Genomic DNA, 7150 nt, shown 5'->3' with positions numbered 1-7150 from the left:
CCTGCTGTAGATGAAACTTTAAATTACAAGAAATGTTATCCATTTGAATTTGGGATTGATCCTGATGGATATGAATATAAACAAAATATTTATCCTACTTATGATACACATCCAAATATTAGATTTTTTAGTCCAGATAAAAATTTCGGGAAAACTTTAGAGTATGAAATATTAAGAGTTAATGCTAAAGCAGATTTTTTAATAACTGACTATATGTCAAATCAAGGTGAAATTAAAAAATTAATGCAAGCTTACAAAGATGAAAAAAGCTTTGAAGATATTGTTGGCCTTTTGAAAAAGAAAAGTAAGGAAAATACTCGAATTGTTAAAAGTATTAAAGCTAATACAAAACCTGATTGGACTGTTGATAATAAAATTAAAGCTCTTATAGCTTCACGTTATCTAAATTCAGTAGGAAAAGGTGAGAATGCTTTAGAACTTGCAAGAATATTAGAAGAAAATTTGGAAAAAAAAGGCACTGATGATTTTAAAGATTTTGTTGTCCCTACTTATATTAAGGAGGCAATTGAATTTTTATGTCAATAATACAGATAGATTCTAATAAAAGACTTGATGATATTGAACATCATTTTAAAGTTAGTGCTGGTCCTGGAGCAGGTAAGACACATTGGTTAGTTGAGCATATAAGAAATGTGCTTCATCACTCAAATCGACTTAGTAAAATACGGAAAATTGACTGTATAACTTATACGAATATAGCAGTTGAAACGATTTTGACTAGATTAGGTACTTCTGTAACACAGGTGGATGTTTCGACAATACATAGTTTTCTTTATCGTCATATTGTTAAACCATATGTTTTCTTAATAGCTGATGAATATAGCCTTAATTATTCTAAACTTGACGGTCATGATGAACTTAATCACTCATTTTCTAAAATGGAAAGTTGGATAAAATCAACTCGGCAATTTTATTTATATGGTGAAGAAAATAAGGTAAAGAAGGCTTTAAATACTATTCAATGGCAACTGGAATCTGATGGTATTTTGTATTTAAGGCTTCCTAAAAATAAAAAATATTTGGGAACAATTAATCCTAAAGCATCTATCAAGAAAGATAGTTATATCTCGTATCGTCAAGAACATTGGAAATCTGGATATATTCACCATGATGATGTTTTATTCTTTAGTTATCAATTGATTACTCGATATCCTTTTATATTGGAAGTAATTAGATCAAAGTTCCCTTATTTTTTTATTGATGAATTTCAGGATTGCAATCCTATTCAGATGACTATTATTAAAAAAATATCTGAATTTGAAACTATAGTTGGATGTATAGGTGATCCAGCGCAATCTATTTATGAGTTTCAGGGGGCTGATGTAGCGCAATTTTTAGATTTTAATTTAGATAGAATGTATCATTATAAAATATTAAAAAATAATCGTAGTACGATTAAAATCGTTAAAATTCTTAATCTTATACGGTCAGATTTAATTCAAGAGCCTACTAGAGAAATAGAAGGGGAAAATCATTGTTTAATTGTGGGACCTACTAAACACGCTATTCAAATAGTTCGGGAAAGATGTATTGATAAAGATTTCCATACTTTATCTAGAGATAATTTAATTGTAAAGTAAGCATCCGGCTAACACAGCCTTACCAAGCGATCCTATAAGCCTTAATTTAGTTCCCACCTAAAAACAAGTGGGGACTTAATCCATGAACATGGATATATATTCAGCAACACCTCCTGTTGCTAAAAAACGCAGAACATACAGCAAAGAATTCAAACTCAGTATTGTCAATGCCTGTAAAAATCCTAATACCTCGATCGCTTCGGTCGCACTGCAACATAGTATTAATGCCAACCTTGTCAGTCGTTGGATCAGGATCTTCAGCCATCATGAGGGTGCCGTGCAGGATCCTACTCATGTGAATCCAGCATTTATTGCTTTGCCTTACACTGCTGAAATCAGCCAACCTATTGATGAGAGGATCACGTTGTGTATCACCGTGCCTCATACGAATAATGATATTCAGCTAAAATGGCAGACATCAGAAATACCTGTCTTGGCAGAATTACTCAAGGCACTTGCAACATGATCCGCATTGATGAAATCTGGTTGTCTACTCAGCCCATGGACATGCGTGCAGGTATGGATACGACCATGGCTCAGGTGGTGAGAGCCTTTGGCTACATCAAACCGCATTGTGCTTACCTGTTCTGTAATAAACGTGGCCATCGCATGAAAGTGTTGGTACATGATGGACTGGGCATCTGGCTGTGTGCCCGGCGGCTGGAACAGGGCAAATTTCACTGGGCTCAAGTTCACCAAGGTGAAACCGTGGCCCTCAGCCCGGAACAGTTACAGGCACTGATCCAAGGTTTGCCCTGGCAGCGCATTGGACGACAGCAGGTGGTGACGATGCTTTAAACCAGGCTGTTCCATTCTGCTATTCTCCAAACGTTCTATTTCATTCTTCTCATGACCTCAGGCATACTGCGGTCATGAATACGCTGCCTGACTTAAGCCAACTGACCCATGAACAACTGCTGGAATTCACCCGGCAGTTGGCGATGCAGCATCAACAACTCGCAGAAGATAAACAACAATTAGATGCTCAAGTTCAACATCTGGAAGTATCAAATCAACAATTAGATGCCAAAGTTCAACATCTTGAAGTCACCAATCAGCAATTAGATTCTAAAGTTCAGCATCTTTCTATTCTCAATCAAAAATACGAGCATGAACTGGCGCTGTTTAAACAGCATAAATTCGGCAGTAAAAACGAACATCTCACCGCAAAACAAATCCATCTGTGGGATGAGGCGGTCGAAGAAGATATCGCAGCCGTTGATCTGGAATTAGAACGATTAAATGCAGATAAAACCCATGCAGCGACACACAAAGCCAAAGCAAATAAACCTAAACGTCGACTGCTGCCCGATCATCTACACACCATCCGTATTGAGCATGAACCTGCATCAACCCAATGCAGTTGTGGCTGCCAACTCCGTCGTATCGGCGAAGATATCAGTGAAAAACTGCATTTCAGACCGGCACAGTTCTACAAGGAACAGCATGTCCGTGGCAAATGGGTCTGTGATCAGTGTGACACCCTGACTCAGCAAGCGATGCCTGCCTATGTGATTGATAAAGGCATTGCTTCACCTGAACTGCTCAGCCATGTGCTGGTATCGAAGTATGCCGATCATTTGCCGCTGTACCGTCAACGTCTGATCTATCAGCGGGCGGGAATCGAGCTTTCTAGATCAACGTTATCTGACTGGATAGGTCGCTGCGGTGTAGAACTGGAGCCTCTGGCCAATGCCTTAAAAGAGGTGGTACTACAACAGCAGGTGCTGCATGCAGATGAAACACCGGTCACCATCATGCGGATGGGTGAGAATGATAAAAAACCGAAGAAAGGTTATGTCTGGGCCTATGCCACCACACAGTACAATCCAGTTCAGGCGGTGATCTATGACTTTCAGGATAGTCGTTCAGGCCAGCATGCTGAAGAGTTCTTGAAAGGCTGGCAGGGCTATCTAGTCTGTGATGATTACAGTGGTTATAAAGCACGTTTTAAATCAGGTCAGGTGATTGAGGTGGGCTGCATGGCCCATGCACGTCGTAAATTCCATGAACTGCATGTAACTGGGAAAAGTCAGGTTGCTGAACAGGCATTAGTGCTGATTCAGAAACTGTATGCGATAGAAGCCGAACTCAGGAAAAAGACCGATGGTACAGCGGAAGACCGCCGCGAATACCGACAACAGCATAGTCAACCAGTGATGCAACAACTATATGAATGGCTCAACCAACATCATCTGACAGTGCCATCGAGTTCTCCTACCGCCAAGGCGATCAATTACACTCTGAAGCGTTGGCCAGCCTTAAGCCGCTATCTGGATGATGGCAATCTACCGATTTGCAATAACTGGGTGGAAAACCAGATGCGCCCCTGGGCGTTGGGACGTAAGAACTGGTTATTTGCAGGTTCGCTGCGCAGCGGTCAGCGAGCAGCCAATATTATGACATTAATCCAGTCAGCAAAGCTGAATGGGCTGGATCCCTATGCCTATTTAAGTGATGTGCTGAAAAGGTTGCCGACACATAAAGTGACTCAGATTGAAGAATTGCTACCACACCGCTGGAAACCTGAACCGAATTAAAAAATAGGCATGGAGTTCAGCGGACGCTTACATTGTAAAAGCTCTTAAAAATGAACTTGATGAGTCGTTTAATATGGAGAATTTATTTGAAAAGATACTAGTTGCAGATACAAATAAAGATAGAAGACAGGTTGTTTGTAGTAGTATTAAAGCTATTGAATTAGCAAGAGAAAAAAAATTTAAAGAAGCTTTTAAAGAGTTAGAAAAAATATTTCCTAAAAGCAAATATTCAATTTCTAAAACAATTGAATATATTCTGGCTCTTATTGAGGGATATGAATCATATCAAAATAAAAACTTAATAAATTTTATTGAAGTTATACAGAGACTATTAGATTCACCTCTTACGAGAGTAAGTAGAGGCAATGTTAAAGAGTTTTATGAAAGTACATTTTATAATCAAATGAGTGCTTGTATAAATATTCCTGATGATATGAGTAAAAATAAGACGATACACAAGTCAAAAGGCGATGAATTTAATAATGTTTTACTGGTTTTAGAGTCATATAAGGAACTAGATTTTATTCTATCTCCTAAATTAGTCGATGATGAAGAGCATCGCATTCGATACGTTGCTGTTAGCCGTGCTAAGGAACGACTGTTTATTTCAGTGCCATCATTAGACATTACGGACGAGCCTAAATTTAGTGAGCACTTTGAGATTGTGAGATGCTAAAAAAAGAGAGTGCGTAATTGCTTTACATAATTTAATAGCTCTTGTTAACTATAACCGTTTATTGGTTATAGTTAATTTGGCAGATATACCAAGTTTTTTTTCCAGTAGGTGTATGTACTTGGATCTCATCATCTACTGACTTCCCTAAACAAGCTTTTGCTATGGGAGCTTGGAGGGATATATAGTCTTTACGCCCATAAATTTCTTCATCTCCAACAATACGAAATTTGATGGTTTCACCCTCATCATTTTCTAATTCAACCCATGCTCCAAAATATGCTTTTCCATCTTGCTCAGGGCTATATTCGACCTGATGGGCTACTTCAAAAAGTTTAGTTAAGTATCTAATTCTACGATCAATTTCACGTAGCTTTCTTTTGTTATAGTGGTAATCTGCGTTTTCAGACCGATCGCCGAGACTAGCAGCCCATGAAACAATCTTGGTAATTTCTGGGCGTTCTTTACGGACTAAATCATTTAGTTCGTCTTGTAAGCGTTGGTAGCCTTCAGCCGTCAGCAATTTACGATTCAAGACAAATACTCCAAAGCCTTACGTAAGGCATCTAAGGTTGAAACTTTAAAAACAGGCTTATTTGATTCATCTACAAGCTCACCAAAATGAGTTGGCTTTAAATTCCACTTTTTTTGAAAATCTGTAGATAGCAAGTATTGTAACGCTCGAACCTCTTGTTCAGAAAGCTTAAAAGACTGATCAGGTATCATATTTTTATGATCATAAATATCAATACGTTGTTTAGGAGGCACAATTTCACGAATTATTTGCTGAGCTTCTTTTAACTCAGATGCCATGATGCGGACGAGTAATTGATGTTTTGGATTTTGTATTTCTTCAATCCAATCATTCTCGCTTTGCGATGGTTTTCGTAACTTAGGTTTTTGAGATGACAGATCTGCAAAGCATTGAATTAGAGCTCTGTATTTTTCACCAGTTTTATTTCTGATACTTTGAGCCTTGGGGACACCACGGTTATTGCCCAATTTAGCAATTGTGCTGATCGAGAAGTCATGAATTCCACGTTCCTGTTGTTCAGTACATATCTCATAGATTGCATCAAGGGATTGCTGAATTTTAAGTGATGAGCCAACTTTTAATTTATTCAATAACTCTTCAGGCTTCATGGCTTGCCTCAATCAAAGTAGGTGAATTGTGAAGAATGAGTTCAATTTCTGATTTTTCAATCAGTTCATACTCTGGAAGTTCAATGAGTTTAATTTCACCATCCATAACTTTTTGTACCTTATCCCACGATTTGAGACGGCTCATTAGGAGTTTAAAAATTTGATTCCCTGCACTAAGTTGTTGTTCTTTTGAAAGCATAAATAAGTTTGGCATAATTTCATTAAACATCGCCATCTTGTCAATCAATTGTGTACGAGGGTAAATCGCTTGATCCGCATTACATGACTTATAAATCATTGCATTATCGCAAACTTCCTGTAACTGTTGATAATGGCTCACTTCTTCCATCTCTAATACCAATTCAGCATTAGGTGCTGTAATTAATGAAAGCTTTGTATCACCCTCTATAGTAGGGCTGTTATTAATGAGCTTATGGCATTTGGTAATATGACTATATGCTGCTTGAATATCGCATAAGAGCATATCTAGTTTTTTTGCAGCAGTTTCGTATTCAGATTCAAAATTACGTAATTCAGTTTCTAACTTTGCTCTATTTTCAGCACCATTAAATTTCAATTGCTTTAAATTGGCGATATATTCTTCTTTCTCTAGATTATCAATTTCTTGATTAATCTGATTTATTTGAATTTGGAGTTTAGAGCAAATTTCAGATTGATCATTTGACTGCAGCAAAATTTCATTAGTGATTGCCAGTAATCCTCCAATAAAGGCTGGACCAGTAATAAAATGCCGGCATCGTATGCAATTTTGCACTCCGAGATAACCTTGGGGAGTTGGGGTATAAAATGAACTGCTTTTAATTAAATCTCCGCCATCGTCACAGCGTGAGGCTGCAAATGGACAAATTCCATAGTCTCTAAATATATAGTTGCCTACAGGTACATCATTCGATAACGCTTGCAATAATTCTAAGTTGTTTCCAATTAATTGATTTTTAATGCTTTCAATTTTATTTTGTTCAATTGTTCTTTGGATGGATTCCGCTTCTGATTTTAGTGCTATTTTCTCGCCCTCTTCTAATCGTGTTCTAATTTCTTGATTGGAAAGGTAATCCTCCCTAAAAATAATTGAGTTTAAAAGTAGAAAATCGAATAACCTTGATTTAAGGAGATTTTCTATGAAAACATCTAAGTATTCAGACAGCTTGATCATGAGTATCTTGAAGCAAGCT

8 protein-coding genes and 1 pseudogene are annotated in these 7150 nt (G+C 37.4%); 6 read left to right on the top strand and 3 right to left on the bottom strand.

The annotated features are described in order from the left end of the window. The 6 genes from FTU39_RS13285 to FTU39_RS13260 form a co-directional block, all read left to right on the top strand. Positions 1–546 (top strand): hypothetical protein (locus FTU39_RS13285; protein WP_218953100.1); only part of this gene is annotated, 546 nt, incomplete at its 5' end. Continuing rightward, on the top strand, positions 537–1601 hold the full coding sequence (locus tag FTU39_RS13280; protein WP_180052272.1) for a UvrD-helicase domain-containing protein: 1065 nt from the start codon (positions 537–539) through the stop codon (positions 1599–1601). The genes FTU39_RS13285 and FTU39_RS13280, both read left to right, overlap by 10 nt. Before the next feature lie 82 nt (positions 1602–1683). After that, positions 1684–2067 (top strand): transposase, encoded by a 384-nt coding sequence (locus FTU39_RS13275; protein ID WP_154320783.1) that lies wholly within the window; start codon positions 1684–1686, stop codon positions 2065–2067. Next, on the top strand, positions 2064–2399 hold the full coding sequence (tnpB, locus tag FTU39_RS13270) for an IS66 family insertion sequence element accessory protein TnpB (RefSeq protein WP_000618091.1): 336 nt from the start codon (positions 2064–2066) through the stop codon (positions 2397–2399). Before FTU39_RS13275 ends, tnpB begins: the two co-directional genes overlap by 4 nt. A 74-nt stretch (positions 2400–2473) precedes the next feature. Then, a complete protein-coding gene (locus tag FTU39_RS13265; RefSeq protein WP_180052271.1) occupies positions 2474–4141 on the top strand; it encodes an IS66 family transposase in 1668 nt (555 codons plus the stop codon). 73 nt (positions 4142–4214) lie between these two features. Next, complete coding sequence (locus FTU39_RS13260) at positions 4215–4817, top strand: ATP-binding domain-containing protein (RefSeq protein ID WP_180052270.1); 603 nt, start codon at positions 4215–4217, stop codon at positions 4815–4817. Positions 4818–4875: 58 nt separating this feature from the next. Here FTU39_RS13260 and greB read toward each other — a convergent pair whose 3' ends face one another. From greB to FTU39_RS13245, 3 genes and pseudogenes are all read right to left on the bottom strand, one after another. Beyond that, the gene (gene greB, locus FTU39_RS13255; RefSeq protein WP_180052269.1) at positions 4876–5349 is read right to left on the bottom strand and encodes a transcription elongation factor GreB; all 474 of its coding nucleotides are present in this window, start codon (positions 5347–5349) and stop codon (positions 4876–4878) included. After that, positions 5346–5957 carry a gamma-mobile-trio protein GmtX gene (gmtX, locus tag FTU39_RS13250; protein WP_180052268.1) on the bottom strand — a complete coding sequence of 204 codons (612 nt, stop codon included), beginning with the start codon at positions 5955–5957 and terminating at the stop codon, positions 5346–5348. The genes greB and gmtX overlap by 4 nt, the downstream gene beginning before the upstream one ends. Next, positions 5947–7150: pseudogene (locus FTU39_RS13245) on the bottom strand (hypothetical protein); the annotation flags it as partial. The gene gmtX and the pseudogene FTU39_RS13245, both read right to left, overlap by 11 nt.

Origin of the sequence: Acinetobacter sp. YH12099 (genome assembly GCF_013419195.1) — a bacterium.
Classification (GTDB): Bacteria; Pseudomonadota; Gammaproteobacteria; order Pseudomonadales; family Moraxellaceae; genus Acinetobacter; species Acinetobacter towneri.
This window is presented reverse-complemented; position numbering and strand designations above follow the sequence as displayed.

Bases quoted from the DNA above. Each gene is read 5' to 3' on its own strand.
- FTU39_RS13280 (WP_180052272.1), top strand. From the start codon at position 537: ATGTCAATAATACAGATAGATTCTAATAAAAGACTTGATGATATTGAA.
- FTU39_RS13275 (WP_154320783.1), top strand. From the start codon at position 1,684: ATGAACATGGATATATATTCAGCAACACCTCCTGTTGCTAAAAAACGC.
- tnpB (WP_000618091.1), top strand. From the start codon at position 2,064: ATGATCCGCATTGATGAAATCTGGTTGTCTACTCAGCCCATGGACATG.
- FTU39_RS13265 (WP_180052271.1), top strand. From the start codon at position 2,474: ATGAATACGCTGCCTGACTTAAGCCAACTGACCCATGAACAACTGCTG.
- FTU39_RS13260 (WP_180052270.1), top strand. From the start codon at position 4,215: ATGGAGAATTTATTTGAAAAGATACTAGTTGCAGATACAAATAAAGAT.
- gmtX (WP_180052268.1), bottom strand. From the start codon at position 5,957: ATGAAGCCTGAAGAGTTATTGAATAAATTAAAAGTTGGCTCATCACTT.